At 68.5% G+C, this 18,054-nt stretch carries 20 protein-coding genes, 1 tRNA gene and 1 pseudogene; 16 read left to right on the top strand and 6 right to left on the bottom strand.

Translation table 11 applies throughout. From position 1 onward, the window contains the following. The first annotated feature begins 218 nt into the window (after positions 1-218). Positions 219-1,136, top strand: coding sequence for a hypothetical protein (locus ACIQ6R_RS00925; RefSeq protein ID WP_404217885.1), 918 nt, complete (start codon positions 219-221; stop codon positions 1,134-1,136). A 70-nt stretch (positions 1,137-1,206) separates the two neighbouring features. Here the strand turns inward: ACIQ6R_RS00925 and ACIQ6R_RS00920 are convergent, their stop codons facing one another. Continuing rightward, on the bottom strand, positions 1,207-1,938 hold the full coding sequence (locus ACIQ6R_RS00920) for an HNH endonuclease signature motif containing protein (RefSeq protein ID WP_404217883.1): 732 nt from the start codon (positions 1,936-1,938) through the stop codon (positions 1,207-1,209). A gap of 196 nt (positions 1,939-2,134) precedes the next feature. Between ACIQ6R_RS00920 and ACIQ6R_RS00915 the strand changes: the two genes are divergently transcribed. Beyond that, positions 2,135-2,923 carry an NUDIX domain-containing protein gene (locus ACIQ6R_RS00915; RefSeq protein ID WP_404217881.1) on the top strand — a complete coding sequence of 263 codons (789 nt, stop codon included), beginning with the start codon at positions 2,135-2,137 and terminating at the stop codon, positions 2,921-2,923. On the opposite strand, the gene ACIQ6R_RS00910 is transcribed toward ACIQ6R_RS00915, so the two are convergent. Continuing rightward, positions 2,907-3,914: an XRE family transcriptional regulator gene (locus ACIQ6R_RS00910; RefSeq protein ID WP_404218643.1), complete on the bottom strand. Its 1,008-nt coding sequence runs from the start codon at positions 3,912-3,914 to the stop codon at positions 2,907-2,909. The two genes, ACIQ6R_RS00915 and ACIQ6R_RS00910, sit on opposite strands and share 17 nt — an antisense overlap. Positions 3,915-4,678: 764 nt before the next feature. On the opposite strand from ACIQ6R_RS00910, the gene ACIQ6R_RS00905 reads away from it, so the two are divergent. The 13 genes and pseudogenes from ACIQ6R_RS00905 (at position 4,679) to ACIQ6R_RS00845 (ending at position 15,125) form a co-directional block, all read left to right on the top strand. Then, on the top strand, positions 4,679-4,948 hold the full coding sequence (locus tag ACIQ6R_RS00905) for a DUF6284 family protein (protein WP_404217879.1): 270 nt from the start codon (positions 4,679-4,681) through the stop codon (positions 4,946-4,948). Beyond that, positions 4,948-5,373, top strand: a complete 426-nt coding sequence (locus ACIQ6R_RS00900) for a hypothetical protein (RefSeq protein WP_404217876.1) — start codon at positions 4,948-4,950, stop codon at positions 5,371-5,373. Before ACIQ6R_RS00905 ends, ACIQ6R_RS00900 begins: the two co-directional genes overlap by 1 nt. Continuing rightward, positions 5,370-6,260, top strand: coding sequence for a DUF2637 domain-containing protein (locus ACIQ6R_RS00895; protein WP_404217873.1), 891 nt, complete (start codon positions 5,370-5,372; stop codon positions 6,258-6,260). Before ACIQ6R_RS00900 ends, ACIQ6R_RS00895 begins: the two co-directional genes overlap by 4 nt. A gap of 47 nt (positions 6,261-6,307) precedes the next feature. Continuing rightward, positions 6,308-6,685, top strand: a pseudogene (locus ACIQ6R_RS00890) (DNA cytosine methyltransferase); the annotation flags it as partial. Beyond that, a complete protein-coding gene (locus ACIQ6R_RS00885; protein ID WP_404218682.1) occupies positions 6,660-7,226 on the top strand; it encodes a hypothetical protein in 567 nt (188 codons plus the stop codon). The pseudogene ACIQ6R_RS00890 and the gene ACIQ6R_RS00885, both read left to right, overlap by 26 nt. Next, complete coding sequence (locus tag ACIQ6R_RS00880; RefSeq protein ID WP_404218680.1) at positions 7,214-7,402, top strand: hypothetical protein; 189 nt, start codon at positions 7,214-7,216, stop codon at positions 7,400-7,402. Before ACIQ6R_RS00885 ends, ACIQ6R_RS00880 begins: the two co-directional genes overlap by 13 nt. Before the next feature lie 31 nt (positions 7,403-7,433). Continuing rightward, positions 7,434-7,751 (top strand): hypothetical protein, encoded by a 318-nt coding sequence (locus ACIQ6R_RS00875; RefSeq protein ID WP_404217871.1) that lies wholly within the window; start codon positions 7,434-7,436, stop codon positions 7,749-7,751. 108 nt (positions 7,752-7,859) lie between these two features. Further along, the gene (locus ACIQ6R_RS00870; RefSeq protein ID WP_404217869.1) at positions 7,860-9,980 is read left to right on the top strand and encodes an ATP-binding protein; all 2,121 of its coding nucleotides are present in this window, start codon (positions 7,860-7,862) and stop codon (positions 9,978-9,980) included. A gap of 207 nt (positions 9,981-10,187) precedes the next feature. Continuing rightward, the gene (locus ACIQ6R_RS00865; protein WP_404217867.1) at positions 10,188-10,652 is read left to right on the top strand and encodes a hypothetical protein; all 465 of its coding nucleotides are present in this window, start codon (positions 10,188-10,190) and stop codon (positions 10,650-10,652) included. 87 nt (positions 10,653-10,739) lie between these two features. Then, positions 10,740-11,591, top strand: coding sequence for a bifunctional DNA primase/polymerase (locus ACIQ6R_RS00860; protein WP_404217865.1), 852 nt, complete (start codon positions 10,740-10,742; stop codon positions 11,589-11,591). 3 nt (positions 11,592-11,594) lie between these two features. Further along, the gene (locus ACIQ6R_RS00855) at positions 11,595-13,070 is read left to right on the top strand and encodes an ATP-binding protein (RefSeq protein ID WP_404217863.1); all 1,476 of its coding nucleotides are present in this window, start codon (positions 11,595-11,597) and stop codon (positions 13,068-13,070) included. A 440-nt stretch (positions 13,071-13,510) separates the two neighbouring features. Further along, on the top strand, positions 13,511-13,696 hold the full coding sequence (locus tag ACIQ6R_RS00850) for a helix-turn-helix domain-containing protein (protein ID WP_308884014.1): 186 nt from the start codon (positions 13,511-13,513) through the stop codon (positions 13,694-13,696). A 61-nt stretch (positions 13,697-13,757) separates the two neighbouring features. After that, positions 13,758-15,125, top strand: a complete 1,368-nt coding sequence (locus ACIQ6R_RS00845) for a tyrosine-type recombinase/integrase (protein ID WP_404217861.1) — start codon at positions 13,758-13,760, stop codon at positions 15,123-15,125. Positions 15,126-15,289: 164 nt separating this feature from the next. Here ACIQ6R_RS00845 and ACIQ6R_RS00840 read toward each other — a convergent pair. Then, positions 15,290-15,371, bottom strand: a tRNA-Tyr gene (locus tag ACIQ6R_RS00840). 236 nt (positions 15,372-15,607) lie between these two features. Here ACIQ6R_RS00840 and ACIQ6R_RS00835 point away from each other — a divergent pair. After that, positions 15,608-16,096, top strand: a complete 489-nt coding sequence (locus ACIQ6R_RS00835; RefSeq protein WP_404168875.1) for a YajQ family cyclic di-GMP-binding protein — start codon at positions 15,608-15,610, stop codon at positions 16,094-16,096. A 141-nt stretch (positions 16,097-16,237) separates the two neighbouring features. On the opposite strand, the gene ACIQ6R_RS00830 is transcribed toward ACIQ6R_RS00835, so the two are convergent. From ACIQ6R_RS00830 to htpX, 3 genes are all read right to left on the bottom strand, one after another. Then, entirely contained in the window at positions 16,238-16,504 is a 267-nt protein-coding gene (locus tag ACIQ6R_RS00830) for a GlsB/YeaQ/YmgE family stress response membrane protein (RefSeq protein ID WP_404168872.1), read from the bottom strand. 248 nt (positions 16,505-16,752) lie between these two features. Next, positions 16,753-17,169: a YccF domain-containing protein gene (locus tag ACIQ6R_RS00825; RefSeq protein ID WP_404168869.1), complete on the bottom strand. Its 417-nt coding sequence runs from the start codon at positions 17,167-17,169 to the stop codon at positions 16,753-16,755. Then, complete coding sequence (gene htpX, locus ACIQ6R_RS00820) at positions 17,166-18,029, bottom strand: zinc metalloprotease HtpX (RefSeq protein WP_210957975.1); 864 nt, start codon at positions 18,027-18,029, stop codon at positions 17,166-17,168. Before htpX ends, ACIQ6R_RS00825 begins: the two co-directional genes overlap by 4 nt. Between the last annotated feature and the right edge of the window lie 25 nt (positions 18,030-18,054).

Below are 18,054 nucleotides of genomic sequence, written 5' to 3'. Positions count from 1 at the left end.
CCCACCCCCTGGTGGGGGCGCGGGGGGGGCCCCCCCGCCCCGCGTTCTCGCGGGGGGGGTGGGGGGGCATTGCCCCCGCCGGGGGGGGGGCGCCCCCCCCCGCCCTAACACGGGCGGTCAGGGACGCCGCCACGAGGCCGGGTACAGGACCTGAATAGAACGCCTGCCAGCAGGCCTAATCCGCCGCTACGCTGCCGACCCTGAGCAAGGGGGGCACCATGACGGTGATCGACGGCGAGGACGCCAACACCTATCACGTCACTTCGGACTACGTGAACGTGATCTACGAGGGCCCGAAGAGGAGTCAGCGGAGGGCGACGATCACGGGTTCCGCAGCCATAGCGGGAGCTGTGATCGCCACGCTCGCGGTCGGCCTCACCACAGAATCGAGAACCAGCAAAGAAGCCAGTGATCCGGCCAACCTCGACGCCCTCGTAGGAGTCGCAGTCGTCTTCGGTCTATTTTCCGCACTCGCCTTGTCTTTTTCGATTCCTTGGTTTATTACACGACGCAAGTACATGAAGAACCAGAACGAGCACTTCGCGGAACGGATAAAAGCCGAACGCGAGCGCCATCAACAAGCAATGGAACAGCTGAAGAAAACCACCGAGTTGGCCACCCTCATGGGATTGAACCAGGGACAGATCAAGACGTACCACGACATCGTCACCGAACAAGCTGACAAGTCTTTCAAGTCGTCCCGCACCGCCATGAACGTCGGCCTACTCCTTCTCGTGGCAGCAGCTGTCGGCGGAGTGTATGTGCCGATCGAGGAGATCCGATGGTTCATCGGGGCCCTCGCCCTGTTCAGCACCGTGTTCTCGGCCTACCTTTCTCGCACCTACCTGCTGCTATACCGAGAGTCGATCAGCCAACTAAACCGATACTTCGACCAGCCGGTGCTGAACAGTTTCTACCTAACCGCCGAAAGGCTGACCAGCGGCCTCGATGTGGAGCATGCGCAAACAGTGCGGCAGCAGATCATCGATCAGGTACTGGAGACCAGCACACGCATCGGGGACAAGTCCTCACCAAAGCCACAGAAGCAGAACCCGGAAACGCTCCGGCCCAAGCCTAGGAAACCGAAGAAGCCGAAGAAGCAATCAGTGCCGGTAAACGGCACGCGGCGGAGCTAGTCCCCTCGGGTGTGGCGCCGACCTCTGGACGGGCCGCCTGACCTCCGCCGGATGCGTAAATCGTCGCGCGCTAGTCGAAGCTGAGTGCGGCACCTCCGTTCATACGTGCACCATAATTGCGCAGGCGGACATTATACTTCTCCAGGAAGATCGAATTAGACTCCACCTGCACCTGAGATCCTCCATAGGCAAATACACCCCGCGTGATCATGATCGCGTCCGGAGTGTAGAACTCGACCTGAGCCAAGATGAAACGTGACCCCCCGCGAATCGTCAGCTTCCGACCGACGAGCTCGACATCCCAGGATTCAACAGAGAAGACCAATTCGTTTTCTACGATTTCAAGCAGCAGGTTCTCCTGCTTGTCATAGATTCGCAGAGACAGAAGAAGGCGACCATCCTGCCTTTTAACCTCGATCACCGGGCACCCCTTGATGACCAACAGCGGGACTACTTCATCTGTCGAGAAATAATGCCTCCATCTACTCCCTCCCACATTGACCAGACATGAGCTCCCCGAATACCTCAAGGGGAATGCTTCAGAACGCCCAAACCGGAAATTATACGGGTTCTCGTTAGCAGACTTCACGTCCGCAGCAGGAAGCAGACCACGTGTTTTCTCAGCATGGTGGGTAGGACAAAGCAACGCCATATCTACAGGATCATGGCACCCTACGCGCGACCATTCGGCGATATGTTCGTACTCATACAGAGGAAGTCCACAAATCACGCACCCAAACCCACACCGCTGGCGGATTTGGCGCTTGATTGGATCAGGGATATCACGTTTATTCTTCGACATCAAAATTCCCCCCTTGACAACAACGCTACCGGAAAGGTTAAGGCCCCGGGCCCGCGCTGGCAGGGATTCAGTGAAGGGGAGCGATCAAGTTGCGCCACTAGGAAGCGCCAGACTCGACTCCACCACCGCTGGCGACTGTTGAGCCCAAGCCCGCTACGCTGGTACGCACCACGTCAGAACGGAGAGTGCTCCGCGGATGGGACCGAAGACGACAAAGGTCTACGAGACGCTTCGCGCGCGACTCGCGGCAGGCGAGTACGCCCCCGGCGACAAATTCCCCTCTGAACGCACACTTGCGGAAGAACTCGGCATCGGCCGGACAGCGCTACGGCAGGTGCTCGCCCGTCTCGTCTCCGAGGGGATGTTGGAGGTTCGGGGGCGGAGTTCGTACCGGGTGCCGGGCGTGGTGAGCGTCCAGCGTCCCGACGGAGTGGAGCCCTGGCGCATCCACGGTGAGCGCGACGTGTACGACAATCGATGGGTCAGGCTTCAACTCTGGGACGTGGAGCCGCCGGGCGTGAAGCGGTTCGAACACCACGTCGTGAGGCTTCACCACGTGGCAATCACAGCCGTCATTGATGATCAGGACCGCGTTCTGATGATGTGGCGGTACCGCTTCGTTCCGAAGCAGTTCGGCTGGGAGCTCCCGGGCGGCATCGTTGACGAGGGGGAAGACCCGGCTGACACGGCGCTGCGGGAAACCGTGGAAGAGACTGGTTGGCGCCCCAAGTCGCTGGATCACGTCGTGAGCTATCAGCCCATGGTCGGCATGGTCGACTCACCGCACGAGATTTTCGTAGGGCACGGTGCTGAGAAGGTCGGCGAGCCGACCGACCTGGAAGAGGCCGGCCACATCGAGTGGGTACCGCTGGCGGACATTCCCGGGCTCATGGCGCGCGGCGAGCTGCTGGGCTCAGGAACCCTGGTCGCCCTGCTCCACATCCTGGCGGCTCGACGCACTCAGGGACTCACAACCGCTCAGTGAGCAGGTCGACGCGGCGGCGCTGCCGGACCGAACCGGTCCGGCTCGCCAACAGCCGCGCCTGCCGCAGGTGCTTGCCGGCGTCGTCGTACTCAGCTCGTGTGAGGTGCGCTTGGGCCAGGTCGGCATGCAGGCCGCTCCGGGCGCGCACGAAGGTCGGGTCCATCACCTCCAACGCGCTGTAGAGGCTGGTGACCGCCGACTCTTCACCGAGGAGGGCCAGCACGTTGCCCTGCCACCGGGTGAGATGAGCGCCATTCAGGAAGATGCTCAGCATGTCCGGGTCTCGGTCCTCGGGGCCCGGCGGGATCACGGCCATGGCGGCATCCAGCGCGCTCCGGCAGTCGTCCGGCATCCCAGCATGGGCGCACATCTCCGCTTCGGCGGCGTAGAGCCATGCCCGCAACCGGGCGGAACCGGATTGCCCGACGGTGCGCTGAGCGTCGCGCACGAGGTCGACAGCAAGCGCCGGCCGCCCCGCCTCACAGAGCACGTAGGCTTGCTCGCCCATCGCGTGTGCCAGGTACATGGGTTCTTCAGCGTCGCGTGCTGCTCGCTTGGCGAGTTCGTAGTGCCGCCACGCCCGTTCAACGGCTCCCGAGTCGATTGCCTGCCACGCCGCGAGGGTTGACGCACCGGCGAGTGCGAGCGCGACGGGTCGGCGCGTGGCGGGTAGTACGGCGAAATTGAGCGCGTCCTCCAAGGCAGCAAGGTGACCGCTCATCTGGTCGACCAGGGCCGCAGCGCCCCTCTGCCGGTCCATGGTGCGGAGTAGCTCGGTCTGGTCGTTGAAGGTCTTCACCATGGACTCACTGACGCTGCTGGCCGAATCGATCCGGCTCAGTAGGTCGTCGTAGCCGTCGGCAAACGGTGCCGCCGGCACTGGCGCGGCGTCCCTCAGCTCCCCGTCCGTTACTCCGAGGAGCTGCCGCAGGACCCGTGCGTACCGATCAGAGATGGTGCGCTTGCCGTTCTCCCACTCGGACACGTACACCCGGAGACTTGCGGTCGACGCAACATCCGTGAGGTTCCGTCGGGCGAACTGCTCGATCTCGCGAATCAGGCGTTCCTGCGACCACCCACGCGCCGACCGCGCGCTTCGAAGTCCCGTACTCACGGGCCACCTCCCGGCGTTGATTCCCCTCGCACCACCTTGCCAGCATGACGCACATTGCCGCAGGTCAACAGGGGTTAACAGGCCGGATGTTAAGCCCTGTTGACTACCGGACCCCCTGCCTCCAGAGGTCTTCTGGAGATGCACCAAGGCGGTCGGACCGCCACTCGCTTCAGCGAACCGCCTTGACACTGGTGCGCACCAGATGCATTCTGCTGGTGCGCACCAGATTCCAGGCTGGTCCTGGAATGACGGTGCGCAAGACAGCGCCCGGACGCACGGCCCGGAGGACGCGCTGCGGAGAACTCAACAGAGTGCCGACCCAGCCGCATGAACTCGTGCGGTCGATGGGTGCAGGTCACCATCCCGACCGCCCACGTCGGGCCGGGTGACCTGCCCAGATCCGCCCTTTGGCGGTGACTGGCATTGCGTGATCCGAGATCCGCAGAACCTTCGCGGCATCTGCCGCGCTTCGAACCCCAGCCTTTCCGCCGTGCTGGTCACGGCGGCCGGTTGCCTCCGCTGCACGTCTCGTACGTGCAGCGCTGAGGGGAGCCGGAACCGACTCCAACGGCAAGCGGCTCCCGGGGTGCCACCCGGGAGCCGCGTTCGGGCCGTTCCTCTGCGAAAGGGAACCACGACCCATGAACCACATCGTCACTGTTCAGGACGCTGTTACCGCGTTCGCCGACTTCATGGAGCCGACGGACGCGGAGCTGAACGCGATCGAGCAGGAGATGCCCGTGATCCTCGCGGACGTCGACCTGCTGGACGCGCACATCGTCACCCTCGACCGCACGCCGACCGAGCTGGACGAGCGCCGCACCCGCCGGGCCCGCCGCCGCGCGCTGGCCGCCCGGGTCGCGCTGGTCAACCGCGCGGCCGGCGTGACCGTGCCGGGGGGTGCCGCCTGATGTCCCGCTTTGAACTCACCGAGCGCGACCGCTGCACCATCGCCGCCGCCCGCCATGCGTTGGCGGCTGCGGAGAGCGTCAACCTGCTGGACGGCAGCGCCATGGCCCGCACGATCGGCCGCCTCGAAGTCGCCGTGGAGCGGCTGATCGAACTGGTCGACGAGACGCCCGGCGGGAACGTCGTCCGGTGCCCGGCCGCGCACCCGGAGGACCTGACGCCCTGCGGTGGCCCGGTCGTCGTGACCATCGTCGACAGGGAGAACGCGGGCGCCGACGGATGCGAGCACCACGCCGCCCGCATGCTGGCCTCGATCACCGGCGCTCGCCCGGTCGCCAAGCCGGACGCCCCCGCCGGGGTGGCCGTGCGCGTCTTCCGCGCAGCGCACCACACCCGCCCCTTCGCATGGCTGGGGGGCCGGTCATGAGCCTTCACCGCAAGGGGCGCGCCGCCCTGGTGCTCGCCCTGGTCGCCGTGGTCGGTATGGCGTTCCGGGTGTCGTGGAACGCGCTGCGGGACATCGCCGGCGCGGTCGGCGCGGACGACACGGCGGCGATGCTGTACCCGTTCGTGGTCGACGGCCTCATGGCGCTCGCCCTGATCGCCACTCTGGTTCTGGCCGACCGCGACCGCACGTTCGCTCTGCGGGTGCTGGGGGCGTACACGGTCGCTTCGCTGGTTCTCAACTACGTGCATGGTCTGGTCCCGGAGCTGCACGGGCGAACGGTCGACTGGGGACGACTCGCGGACTGGGACCCGGCGAACTGGGCCCTGGTCCTGCTCGCCACGTCGCTGCCGGTCGGGTCGATCTACTTCGGCTCCGACCTCGTAGCCAAGGTCCTGCACCACCGCCCCACCCCGATCCCGACCGCGAGCACGAGTGCGGAGGATTCAACCGAGACCGAGATGAAACGGTCTACGGCTGACCTGCCGGTATCGACCCCCGAGCCGATCACCCCGAACGTGACCGTTCTGCCCCGTCCGGTGGCCGTTGGCTTCCTGAAGTCGACCCTGCCAGCTAAGCCGTCTCCCTCGATCGCCCCGGCCCCGGTCGCGCCGATCGAGCGGCGTTCGGTGGCTGCGGAGTCGACCCGGCCGCGCCGTGCCACGGGCCGTGTCCCGGCGGTGGCGAAGTCGAGTCGGCCGAAGCGCACGCCGGATCAGTTGCTCGCCGAAGCACGCGCCGCGACGGCCGACTGGCCGGACGCGAAGGTGACCGCCGAGGGGATCCGGCGGGCGGTGCGCACGTCTCCGGTCAACGCGCGGGTGCTGCGGGACACCCTGCGGGCGGAGCGCGCCGGGGCGGCGGCGTGAGCGGGCTGCGGATCGGTTCGCTCTGCTCGGGTTACGGCGGCCTGGACATGGCCGTCCAGGCCGTGTTCGGCGGCTCGCTGGCCTGGGTCGCGGACAACGACGCCGGAGCCTGCCGCATCCTCGCCCACCATCACCCGCGGGTGCCGAACCTGGGCGACATCACCGCCGCCCGCTGGGACGAGGTGGAGCCGGTCGACGTCGTGACGGGCGGCTATCCCTGCCAGCCGTTCAGTTCCGCCGGCAAGAGGAAGGGAACCGCTGATGAGCGGCACATCTGGCCCGACATCGCCCGTGCCCTTGGGGTTCTACGACCCCGTCTCGCGGTGTTTGAGAACGTCGCAGGGCACCTTTCTCTCGGATTCGACACCGTGCTTGGAGACCTTGCCGCCCTCGGGTTCGATGCGCGGTGGTGCACTCTTCGCGCATCTGACGTGGGAGCGGCTCACCAGCGCAAACGCCTGTTCGTCCTCGCCTGGCCTGCCGACTCCGGCAGCACGGGACTGGCGGGGCGGCGGGCAGCGCGGGCAGCTTCCGACCGCCGTCGGCTCGCTCCTGCCGACCCCGTCGACCTCGGAGAACACCGGAGCCGGACACGTGGCGCAGGGCGGGATGAACCTGCGCCACGTCGTCTCGCTGCTGCCGACCCCGCGCGCGTCGGAGAACGAGAACCGGCAGACCAAACGCAGTCCCTCGCAGGAAGCGGGCACGCATGGCAAGAGCCTGGCCGCCGAGATGGGCTCGCTCCTGCCGACCCCGCGGGCCACGGACGGCGCGAAGGGCGCGGTCTCACGCACAGAAGCGACGGACCGGCGGGTGCGGTCCGGCAGGGCGAATCTCCCCGAGACGGCGCTGAGCGCGTTCCCGACGGTGCCGCCGGGTGGGGCGAGTACGGCGATGCGGTCGCGCGGTGGGAGGCGGTCCTCCAGCGCCCCGCCCCCGGGCCAGTTGACGCTGTGGGACGGCTGAGCCCCGCCTTCGTCGAATGGCTCATGGGCCTGCCCGCCGGGCACGTCACCGACGTCCCCGGCCTGTCCCGCTCCGCACAGCTCAAAGCGCTGGGCAACGGCGTGGTCCCGCAACAGGCCACAGCCGCACTCCGCTTCCTCACCCCCGCCGCCCTCCCCGCCCGTACGGCCGCCTGACCATCCCGAACCCTTCGAGGAGTAGCCGACCATGCGCAACGCCGACATACGCCGCCTGGACCGCGCGATCCAGGTGACACAGAAGAAGCTGGAAGCGGTCCGCCGGGGCGAGTGGTGGCCGCTGAACGGCAGCGAGCGCCGCGCCATGGCCCGCTCGCTGGCCGCCGGCGGCTACAAGGTCGCCCGGGGCCGCAGCGCGGGCCGCGAGGAACAGCGCATGGACGCCACCGGCAACAGCGCCGAGATGCGGCTGAACGCGGAGCTGACCGCCCTGCACGCCGAGCGTCAGCGCCTCCTCACCGAGGCCGCCCGCGACAAGGCCTCCAAGAAGTCGTCCGGCTGGTTCTGACCAGCCCGTTTCCCGCGCCGGGGTGACCGGGACTTTCCACGGACACGGCCACCCCGGCGCTCTCCCTAACTCCCGCCCCCGCTGGGGGCAGTCAGGAGCAGTTCCAGCATGTCTGAGAACGTCGTTCACCTCCACAAGGCCACCGACCCCCCGACCGCCGACACCACGCCGACCGTGCTCACGGTCGTGCCCGACGCACCGCCCGCACGGCCGGTGCCGCTGTGGGTCCGCTCCGGCCGTGCGATCAAGTCCGGCGTCACTCACGAGTCGACCCGGGCCACGGTCCGGGCGGCGGCCCGGCACGGCCTCTACACCCTCAACGGCGGGCGGATCGTGGCCCGCCGCGCGTGGGACGGCCGCACCGGCTCCCGGTACGAGCGGATGATCCGCGCGGCCGAAGCCGCCGGGAACCTCGAAGCGGCGGAAGAGTGGGAGGAGCGGTTGCAGCGCTTCCGCGCCGCCCGCCACCACCGCCGCATGGACCTCCTGCACTCCCCGGTCGAGGCCGCCAAGGGCATGGCCGTCGGCGCCGGCATGAGTATCGGTGTCCTGGTCGCCCTCGGCGTCGTCATGGCCATCAGCACCGGCCACGTCGGCGACGTCATCACCCCGCTGTCGGCCACGGTCGACTTCATCGCCCTGCTCATCCGCATCGTGCAGATCGTGTGGGGCCCGGCCCTGTCGATCGGCCCGTTCCTCGCCCTGCTCGCCCTGTGGTCGGTCGGCCGCAAGCAGCAGGCCGCCCCCGCCTGGGCTCTGCCCGCCAACGTCCGCAACGGCGAGGGGGAGCCGATCACGCCGTCCATCGTGGTCAAGGCCCTGCGCGACCTCGGCGTCCCGGCCCTGGCCCGGGCCATCAAGGAGATGGGCGACGCCGGCGCGAGCATGCTCGGACCGATCCGGATCGCCGGATGCGGTGTCGAGGTCGACGTGACCCTTCCCTCCGGGGTGGCCACGAACGAGGTGCAGGCCAAACGGCGCAAGCTCGCGGAGAACCTGACCCGGCACGAACACGAGGTGTTCATCACCATCCCCCAGGCCGCCCGCACGGTGCGGCTGTGGGTCGCCGACTCCGGCGCCCTGGACGAGCCGATCGGCCCGTCCCCGCTGGTCACCGACGACACGATGACCGCCGACTACACCAAGGGCAAGGCCCCGTGGGGCCAGGACCTGCGCGGCGACGCCGCCGCCCTGTCCCTCTACCAGCGCCACCTGTTGATCACGGGTCTGTCGAACCAGGGCAAGACCGTGGCCCTGCGCTCCCTGGCCCTGTGGCTGTCCCTGGACAAGTCCGTGCAGTTCCTCATGGGCGACCTCAAGGGCGCCGGCGACTGGAACATGTTCGACGGCCTGGCCACAACGCTGATCCAGGGGCCGACGGATGAGCACGTCATCCAGGTGACCGAGATGGTCGAGGGCGCCGTGACCGAGATGAACCGGCGTCTCCAAGCGCCGCCCGGCACGGTGTTCCCGCCGCTGATCGTGCTGGTCGACGAAGCACAGGTCGCGTTCATGTGCCCCGCCAAGGGCACCGGCAAGGACAAGCGGCCCTACGGCGGCGCCAAGGCAGACTCCCGCTACTTCATGGCCGTCCGCAAGATTCACAACCAGGGCCGCGCGGTCAACGTGCTGATGTGGCAGGGCACGCAGGACCCGACCAACGAGAACCTCCCCAAGCTCGTGCGCGAGGGCGCCCACACCCGAGCCTCCCTCGCCCTCGGCACCGAGTCCCAGGCCCGCATGGCGCTCGGGGACAAGGCGGTCGACGGGGGCGCCGCGCCGAACCTGCTGCGTCCGGGGCTGGACCGGGGAACCCTGGTCGTCGCCTCCGACGGCATCAGCATCCCGGCGGGACAGTCGTCCATCACGGTGCGCACGCACTACATCGACGACGACGCCGCCACCGCGATCACCGACCGGGCCAAGGCACTGCGCGACGGCGTCACCACCCTGCACGCCATCGACCGCAGCGCGGAGCACGACCCGCTCGCCGACATCGCCGCCGTCATCGGCGACGCCCCGCGGGTGCGGACCAAGGACGTGCTGGCGCGGCTGTCCGCGCGGAACTCGGACGCGTACGGCGAGTGGTCGTTCCTCGACCTCAAGCGCGTCCTCGACGACGCCGACGCCGGGCCGTACAAGTCAGACGGCGTGATGGTCGTCTCCCGCGACCGCGTCGCCCGCGCCCTCGCCAACCGCGACGGAGACGGTTCCGCTTCCGCCGACTGACGGCAGGGAGCGAACGACCGGCGGGGCGGGGAGTCAGGGAGAACTCCCTGACCGCCTCCCTGACCCGCCTCCCTGGCTCTGACCTGCGCGAATGATCGCTCAGGGAGTCAGGGAGGAGCGCAGGTCACACCCCCCGAACACCCCTCTGCAGGGCACCCCGAAGGGGGTGTCTCTGCCTCCCTGGCCTACGGCCGGAAGGGATTCCGCATGTACCCCGAGCACACCCCACACGTGCCCGTACAGCGGGCCGTGGAAGTCCACCAGCCCACCCCATACCCGCCCGCCGTGCCCGCCCCGGCGCCGGTCGTCCCAGTGCAGCCGGGCACGGTCCCGGCGGTGGCGAGCATCGTCCTGCCGGACGGCCGCGTCGTCACCGGCTACGCCATCAACCCCACCCAGCCCGAACCCGTCGCCGCCAGACCGGCCGTCTCCCGCATGGCCGTGAACGTCGCCCTCGGCGGCGCCGGATTCCTCGCGGTGTGCGGCGGGCTACTCCTGCTCACCTCGTTCATCGCCGCACTCACCGCGTTCATCACCCAACTGATCACCCTCGCGGCCGTGATCTTCGGCGGATGGATCGCCGTACAGGTCCTCAGCGCGAGCCGCCACCAGGGCGGCACCACCGTGAACATCCGCAAGGCCGTGATCAAGCGGAACAAGTTCTACAGCTAGCCACGCCAAGGGCGGCCCCCGATCCGCCAAGAACACGGGGCCGCCCTTGCTCGCCAGAACCAACCAAGGAACTGGAGATACCCCAGCATGACGCAACCCACGCCCTACCCGCAGCACACGGCGCTGAGTCTCGCCGCGTCCGGCGTGCCCGTGCTGCCCCTGCGCCGGGGCAAGGTCCCGTTCGGCAACTGCACGGCGTGCGCGGACAACGCGTGCGGTGGCCGGCCGAACATGAAGGTGCCCGGCCCGTGCCGGTGCCCCGGCGTCTGCCACGCGTGGGCCGCCGCCACCACCGACCCGGCCGTCATCGTCTCCCCGGCATGGGCAGCAGCATGGCGGCAGGCGGTGTGCGTCGCCTACCACCCCGGCGGCGCCGGTCTGACCGTCGTCGACCTGGACGACGCCGACGCCATCGCATGGGCCCGCACCGCCCTGCCCGCCACGCGTACCGTGCCGACGACGCGCGGTGAGCACTGGATCTACCGGGGCGCCATGCGCTCCGTGAATGCGGTCCGCCCCGGCGTCGACATCAAGTCGACCATGGCCTACGCCCGTTGGCTCGGGCCCGGCACCAGCACCATGGCCGCTCTCCCGGACGCTGTGCGCGCCCTGGCAGTAAAGGAGCCGTCCCCGGCCCCCAGGGCGCCACAGACGCTCTCAGGGCCGCTGTCGGGCGGCCAGGGAGAGTGCCCCCACCGCACGCCCGTCTTCCTGGAACGGGGCGTCGCCATGGCAGAGCAGCGCATCACCGAGACGCCCAGCGCGGTCCACGCGACCGTGTACCGGACGTTCCTCGCGGTGCTGTCGAGGCACGGCCGGTGCGGCTGCCTCACCGACGCCCACGTCACCCGGCTGTTCACCGCCGCGCAGGCCAAGGGCGAGACGGCCCGGCACTGCACGGACGCGTGGACCAACGCCCGTACCGCTTTGGGGATGTGAACCGTGTCCGAGGACGAGAAGACGCCGGGCCGCGAGGTCATCACCGACTACGCGCAGGCCCATTTCCGCTACTTCCGCACCGTCGACGGCACCGTCTACGCCCAGCGCAACGGCCACCCCGTGGCCCGCCCCATCCGCTCCCAGGGCACCACCGGAAGCCACCGGCAGGAACTCATGGTCGGACTCTTCCGTGACGGGATCGGCGTATTCAACGGCACCGCCTTGAAGGAGGCACTGGACTTGATCGAAGCACTCGCCCTCTCCCAGGACGTGCAGGCCACCCACATCCGCGTGGCACCCGGCGCGGACGGGGCCACCTGGCTCGACCTCGGCCGCGACGACGGCCAGTCCGTGCGCATCCACCCCACCGGCTGGACCATCGCCATCCCCGACCCCGCAGAGGTCTGCTGGAGGCGCACCCAGCTCACCGGCGAACTGCCCCTGCCCGCCAAGGACACCGCCGGACAGGGCATCGACGCCCTGCTGAGGCTGACCAACTTCGCCACCCCCGACACCGAATGCCTGGCGCTGGCCTGGCTCGTCGGCTGCCTGGAACCGGGCGTTCCCGTCCCCGCGCCGTTCCTCACCGGCCCGCAGGGCGCCGGCAAGTCCACCGCGGGCCGCATGCTGGTGCGCATCATCGAGGGCATGAGCGGCGACCTGCGCCGCGCACCCAAGGACGAAGAGAGCCTGATCACCGCCGTGGCGGCAGGCTGGATCACCGCCCTGGACAACCTCTCCCACCTGGCCCCGGACCTGTCCGACCTCATGTGCTGCATCGTCACCGGAGCCGAGTCCATCAAGCGCGCCCTGTTCAGCGACGGCGACGTGTACCGCTCCCGCTACCGCCGCCCCCTCCTGCTGACCGGCATCGACGTCGGCGTGATCCGGCCCGACCTCGCCGAACGCCTCCTGCCGCTTCGCCTGGAGCGCCCGCAGGTGCGGCGTACCGAAGCGGAGCTGTGGGCCGACTTCACCAGCGCCCTGCCCGTCATCCTCGGCTCGCTCCTCGACCTCACCGTCAAGGTCCGCGCCGCCACCGCCCCCACCCCCACCGACCTGCGCATGGCCGACTTCGCCCACCTGTGCGCGCAGTTCGACACGGCCACCGGCCTTGCCTCCCTGCCCGCCTACCGGGCCAGCCTCGATGAACTCAACGACGACGTGATCGAGGGCGACCTGTTGGCACAGACCGTGCTGCACCACGCCGCCGACCTCGAACCGGGCGCAGAGCAGCGCATGACCTCATCCGAGTGGCTGGACTGCCTCAGCCGCCTCCACAGCGGCGAGGACTGCCGTCCCCTGCCCAAGGGCTGGCCCACCACCGGCAAAGTCCTCTCCGACCGGCTCAAGCGTCTCCAGCCCACCTTCGCCGCCCGTGGCGTCGTCATCGACTGGGGACGCACCCGCGCCGCCCGCTACATCTCCATGACCCGCCCCGTACCCGAGCCCCTGCACCAACAGGGCTCCCTGCACTGACAGAGCGCGCTCGGCTGCACGACAAGCAAGAGGAGCACCCGGCGCCCCTGGTGCTCCTCTTGCTGTTCGGCGACAGCCGCTCCAAGAACGCGCCGCGAAGCGGCTCCTTCTTCAACACCTCAGCCGCACCACAAACAGAAACCACCCCCTCTCTTGTCCTAAGAGAGAACCCCTGCGTCACCACGTCACCCGTCACCACCACGACGGCCACTGACCTGCGCGAACGAGCGTGACACAGACACCCGAAACCCGCGTCACACCACGTCACCCGCGTCACAGCCCCGTGACACACGCACCCGGTCGTGACAGACACCCGACACCGCCGAGTCACACAAACCCGCACGTCACAGGCCCGCATGACGCGTTTGACGCAGTGACGCAGAAATCCGCACCTCGGACACACCACCACCCCGAGATCACCAGACCGAGGAGTAGCAACGATGGCCCGCCCCAAAATGCTCAAGCTCCCCGAAGTCCTCGAAGAGATCGAGATGAGCCGCGCCGCCTTCTACCGCATGCGCGCCCGTGGCAAGGCCCCCAAGCTCATCAAACTTCCGAACGGGCATATCCGGTGCCGCCGCAGCGACCTTGACGCGTGGTGGGCCACGCACGAAATCGCAGCCTGATCCCTTGACCGCAACGACGGGGCCCCGCCATGGCGGGGCCCCTTTCGTAGGAAGGCCCCCGATGGGGAAGACGTACGACGTTCGAATCTGGTCCGTCCGACAGCGGAAGGACCGTGGACAGACCTCTGCGGAATTGCGCTGGAAGACAGGCGACACTCCGCACTCTCAGACGTTCCGCACCAAGACACTGGCAGAAGGCCGCCGCGCCGAACTGCTGCGGGCGGCTCACGCCGGCGAGCCGTTCGACGAGCCCACCGGGGCGCCACTCTCCGAGTTGCGACAGCGCAACGACGTCAGTTGGTACCAGCACGCCCGCGAGTACATCGAGATGAAGTGGCAGCACTCCCCCGGCTCCACGCGCCGGACGCTCGCGGAAGCCATGGCCACCGTTACGCCCGCTCTCGTCAGGGACACCAAGGGCATGGCTGATGCCCAGACGGTACGGACGGCCCTCTATAGCTGGGCATTCAACATGAGCCGCCGCGACCAGGAACCGCCGGACGACGTGGCGGCCGTGCTGGCATGGTTCGAGCGGAAGTCCCTGACCACGTCCGCGCTGGCCGACCGGATGCAAGTACGCGCTGCGCTGAACGCATTGACCAAGAAGCTGGACGGCACCACGGCGGCAGCGTCGACCATCCGCCGAAAGCGGGCCATCTTTCACAACGCTCTCGGCTACGCCGTTGACGCCGGACGCCTGACGGACAACCCCCTGCCGCAGGTGCAGTGGAAGTCCCCCGAGCAAGTAGCGGAGGAACTGGACCCCGCCTCCGTACCGGACCCCCGGCAAGCTCTCGCTCTGCTCGATGCCGTGCGCACGCAGAGCCCTCGCGGGCGCCGCCTGGTCGCGTTCTTCGGCTGCATGTACTACGCGGCGGCACGGCCGGCGGAAGTCATCGGCCTCCGTCTCCAGGATTGCGAACTGCCCCGCCGGGGGTGGGGCACTCTGCGACTCCGGGAAACCCGCCCGCGATCGGGGTCGGCCTGGACGGACAGCGGGGAGGCGCACGACCGGCGAGGGCTAAAGCACCGGCCCCGGAAGGCAATCCGCACCGTGCCGATCCCGCCCGATCTCGTGAACCTGCTCCGGTGGCACGTCACCGCGTACGGCGTCGCCCCCGACGGGCGGCTGTTCCGGACGCAGCGTGGCGGACTCGTCCAGGACACCGGATATGGCGAAGTATGGGCGGAGGCCCGTACCCGCGCGCTCACGCCCGCTCAGTGCGCCTCACTGCTGGCCAAGCGTCCATATGATCTTCGCCACGCCGCCGTGTCCACGTGGCTCAGTTCCGGTGTAGAGCCGCAAGAGGTGGCCGCGCGCGCCGGCCACAGCGTGGCCGTGCTGTTCCGGGTGTACGCGAAGTGCCTGGACGGCGGCGCCGCCACGGCGAACGCCCGCATCGAGCGGGCACTGAAGAACGGCAGCTAGGACGGCCGGAAGCTGCCCCACGCCTGCCCCACACGGACTGGTCAGCACCCGAATCAGGGTGAGACACACTGGGAAAAAGCGCCCATAACGATCAGGGCGAGCCCGTCAACGACGAAAGGGTCTGTGATCAGCATTGCTGCTGGTCACAGACCCTTTCGGTCGTGTGGCGGCGCCAGGATTCGAACCTGGGAAGGCTGAGCCGGCAGATTTACAGTCTGCTCCCTTTGGCCGCTCGGGCACACCGCCGGGGGTCGCTGCCCGTTGAACCGCCTTTCGGCGGCGCTCCGTGGCAACGACGTAAACAATACCTGATGCGGAGGGGTGCTTCGCCACCCGATTGATCGCCGCTCGGGGGGCGGCGGGTGGCTAGGCTGGTCCGGATGCGGCCGAGGCCCCTTGCCGGGCCCCCCGGCCGCCGATGTACGCCGGTACGGACCCGATACGCGGCCCGACACGCACCCAGATACAAGGAGCCACAGGACATGGCCGACTCCAGTTTCGACATCGTCTCGAAGGTCGAGCGGCAGGAGGTCGACAACGCCCTCAACCAGGCCGCCAAGGAGATCTCGCAGCGCTACGACTTCAAGGGCGTGGGCGCCTCGATCTCCTGGTCCGGCGAGAAGATCCTCATGGAGGCCAACTCCGAGGACCGGGTGACCGCTGTCCTCGACGTCTTCCAGTCCAAGCTGATCAAGCGCGGCATCTCGCTCAAGGCTCTGGACGCGGGCGAGCCCCAGCTCTCCGGCAAGGAGTACAAGATCTTCGCGTCGATCGAGGAGGGCATTTCCCAGGAGAACGCGAAGAAGGTGGCCAAGATCATCCGCGACGAGGGCCCCAAGGGCGTGAAGGCCCAGGTGCAGGGCGAGGAGCTGCGGGTCACCTCCAAGAGCCGGGACGACCTGCAGACCGTGATCGCCCTGCTGAAGGGCCAGGACTTCGACTTCGCGCTGCAGTTCGTGAACTACCGGTGACCTGCTGAATCGACGACACGAGTGAGCCGACGGCTCGACCGAGCCGACGACGCTTTGGACGACCCGAGCGGACGATGAGGGTGGGCACCGCAGAGCGCGCAGCCCTCATCGTCCGTCGTTCGATCGGCTCTTCCACCGCGTTCAGTCGCGCGAGTTGCCGAACAGGAGCCGGTAGCCGACCAGAAGCACCAGGGAACCGCCTATCGCCGCCGCCCACGTGGCACCGTCGTAGAAGTCCTTGCTGACCGGGTGGTCCAGCCAGCGGGCCGATATCCAGCCACCGATGAACGCCCCCGCGATGCCGATGAGGGTCGTGCCGACCAGCCCGCCCGGGTCGCGGCCCGGCAGCAGGAACTTGGCGATGGCTCCGGCCAACAGCCCGAGGATGATCCAGCCGATAACGGTCATGCCGTGAACCTGCCCTTTCTCGCTGTGCCCGCGCTGTCCCAGTGCTGTGGGCTCGTTCCTCCGCGCGTGTTCATGTACTGCTGGTGAGGAAGACGTTCCGGTTGCGCCCGGTGGTTGCGCTGATCACCGGCGCGCGGTCGGCCGCGGGGAGCATGCCGGGGCGCCGAGAGCGGCCGCTACTGACAGGCGGGCGGACATGACAGGCGAGCGGACTGTGGACAACTCCTGGGCTGTGGAGAACAGGGCTCCTACCAGCCGGCCCCCCGCGTGGGGCCGGTGGCCGTGAACGGCTGGTCCGTCCGTACGATCTCGCGTCCCATCGGGAGCAGCGAGACCGGGATCAGCTTGAAGTTGGCGATGCCGAGCGGGATGCCGATGATCGTGACGCACAGCGCGATGCCGGTGACGATGTGGCCGATGGCCAGCCACCAGCCGGCGAGGATCAGCCAGAGCACGTTGCCGACGCAGGAGGGCGCCCCCGCGTCGCGGCGCTCCACGGCCGTGTACCCGAAGGGCCACAGAGCGTAGACGCCGATACGGAAGGCCGCGATGCCGAACGGGATTCCGATGATCGTGATGCAGAGCAGCGCGCCCGCGACCAGGTAGCCGAGGAACAGCCAGAAGCCGCTGAGCACGAGCCAAATGACGTTGAGGATGGTCTTCACTGCTGACGACCTGCCATCTTTTCGAGTCGGGCGATTCGCTCCGCCATCGGCGGGTGGGTGGAGAACATCTTCGAGAGCCCCTGTCCCGGCCGGAAGGGGTTCGCGATCATCATGTGACTGGCGGTCTCGATCCGGGGTTCCGGGGGCAGCGGGAGCTGCTTCGTGCCCATCTCGAGCTTGCGCAGGGCGCCGGCGAGGGCGATGGGGTCACCGGTGAGCTGGGCGCCGGAGGCGTCGGCCTCGTACTCCCTGGAGCGGCTGATCGCCAGTTGGATGACGGTGGCGGCGAGCGGACCGAGGATCATGATGAGAAGCATGCCCAGCAGGCCGGGTCCGTCATCGTCGTTCGAGCGTCCGATGGGGATCAGCCAGGCGAAGTTGACCAGGAACATGATCACGGAAGCCAGGGCGCCGGCTACGGACGAGATCAGGATGTCGCGGTTGTAGACATGGCTGAGCTCGTGTCCGATGACGCCGCGCAGTTCCCGCTCGTCGAGCAGGCGCATGATGCCCTCGGTGCAGCACACGGCCGCGTTGCGCGGGTTGCGGCCGGTCGCGAAGGCGTTCGGTGCCTCCGTCGGCGAGATGTACAGGCGGGGCATGGGCTGGCGGGCCTGGGTGGAGAGCTCGCGGACCATGCGGTACAGCGCCGGGGCCTCGAACTCGCTGACCGGGCGGGCCCGCATCGCGCGCAGCGCGAGCTTGTCGCTGTTCCAGTACGCGTACGCGTTCGTGCCCAGGGCGATGAGGACGGCGACGACGAGCCCCGCTCGGCCGAAGAAGCTGCCGATGACGATGATGAGCGCGGACAGTCCCCCGAGGAGTACTGCGGTCCTGAGCCCGTTGTGCCGGCGGTGCACGGTACGCCCTCCAAGTGGTGCAGCA

It is taken from the genome of Streptomyces sp. NPDC096048, assembly GCF_044763415.1.
In the GTDB taxonomy this organism is placed as follows: Bacteria; Actinomycetota; Actinomycetes; order Streptomycetales; family Streptomycetaceae; genus Streptomyces.
Note: the sequence above shows the minus strand (reverse complement) of the source record. Positions and strands in the feature narration are given on the sequence as shown.

Excerpts from the sequence above, each read along its gene's own strand:
- ACIQ6R_RS00925 (WP_404217885.1), top strand. The coding sequence starts at position 219 with ATGACGGTGATCGACGGCGAGGACGCCAACACCTATCACGTCACTTCG.
- ACIQ6R_RS00920 (WP_404217883.1), bottom strand. The coding sequence starts at position 1,938 with ATGTCGAAGAATAAACGTGATATCCCTGATCCAATCAAGCGCCAAATC.
- ACIQ6R_RS00915 (WP_404217881.1), top strand. The coding sequence starts at position 2,135 with ATGGGACCGAAGACGACAAAGGTCTACGAGACGCTTCGCGCGCGACTC.
- ACIQ6R_RS00905 (WP_404217879.1), top strand. The coding sequence starts at position 4,679 with ATGAACCACATCGTCACTGTTCAGGACGCTGTTACCGCGTTCGCCGAC.
- ACIQ6R_RS00900 (WP_404217876.1), top strand. The coding sequence starts at position 4,948 with ATGTCCCGCTTTGAACTCACCGAGCGCGACCGCTGCACCATCGCCGCC.
- ACIQ6R_RS00895 (WP_404217873.1), top strand. The coding sequence starts at position 5,370 with ATGAGCCTTCACCGCAAGGGGCGCGCCGCCCTGGTGCTCGCCCTGGTC.
- ACIQ6R_RS00885 (WP_404218682.1), top strand. The coding sequence starts at position 6,660 with ATGCGCGGTGGTGCACTCTTCGCGCATCTGACGTGGGAGCGGCTCACC.
- ACIQ6R_RS00875 (WP_404217871.1), top strand. The coding sequence starts at position 7,434 with ATGCGCAACGCCGACATACGCCGCCTGGACCGCGCGATCCAGGTGACA.
- ACIQ6R_RS00870 (WP_404217869.1), top strand. The coding sequence starts at position 7,860 with ATGTCTGAGAACGTCGTTCACCTCCACAAGGCCACCGACCCCCCGACC.
- ACIQ6R_RS00865 (WP_404217867.1), top strand. The coding sequence starts at position 10,188 with ATGTACCCCGAGCACACCCCACACGTGCCCGTACAGCGGGCCGTGGAA.
- ACIQ6R_RS00860 (WP_404217865.1), top strand. The coding sequence starts at position 10,740 with ATGACGCAACCCACGCCCTACCCGCAGCACACGGCGCTGAGTCTCGCC.
- ACIQ6R_RS00850 (WP_308884014.1), top strand. The coding sequence starts at position 13,511 with ATGGCCCGCCCCAAAATGCTCAAGCTCCCCGAAGTCCTCGAAGAGATC.
- ACIQ6R_RS00845 (WP_404217861.1), top strand. The coding sequence starts at position 13,758 with ATGGGGAAGACGTACGACGTTCGAATCTGGTCCGTCCGACAGCGGAAG.
- ACIQ6R_RS00835 (WP_404168875.1), top strand. The coding sequence starts at position 15,608 with ATGGCCGACTCCAGTTTCGACATCGTCTCGAAGGTCGAGCGGCAGGAG.
- ACIQ6R_RS00830 (WP_404168872.1), bottom strand. The coding sequence starts at position 16,504 with ATGACCGTTATCGGCTGGATCATCCTCGGGCTGTTGGCCGGAGCCATC.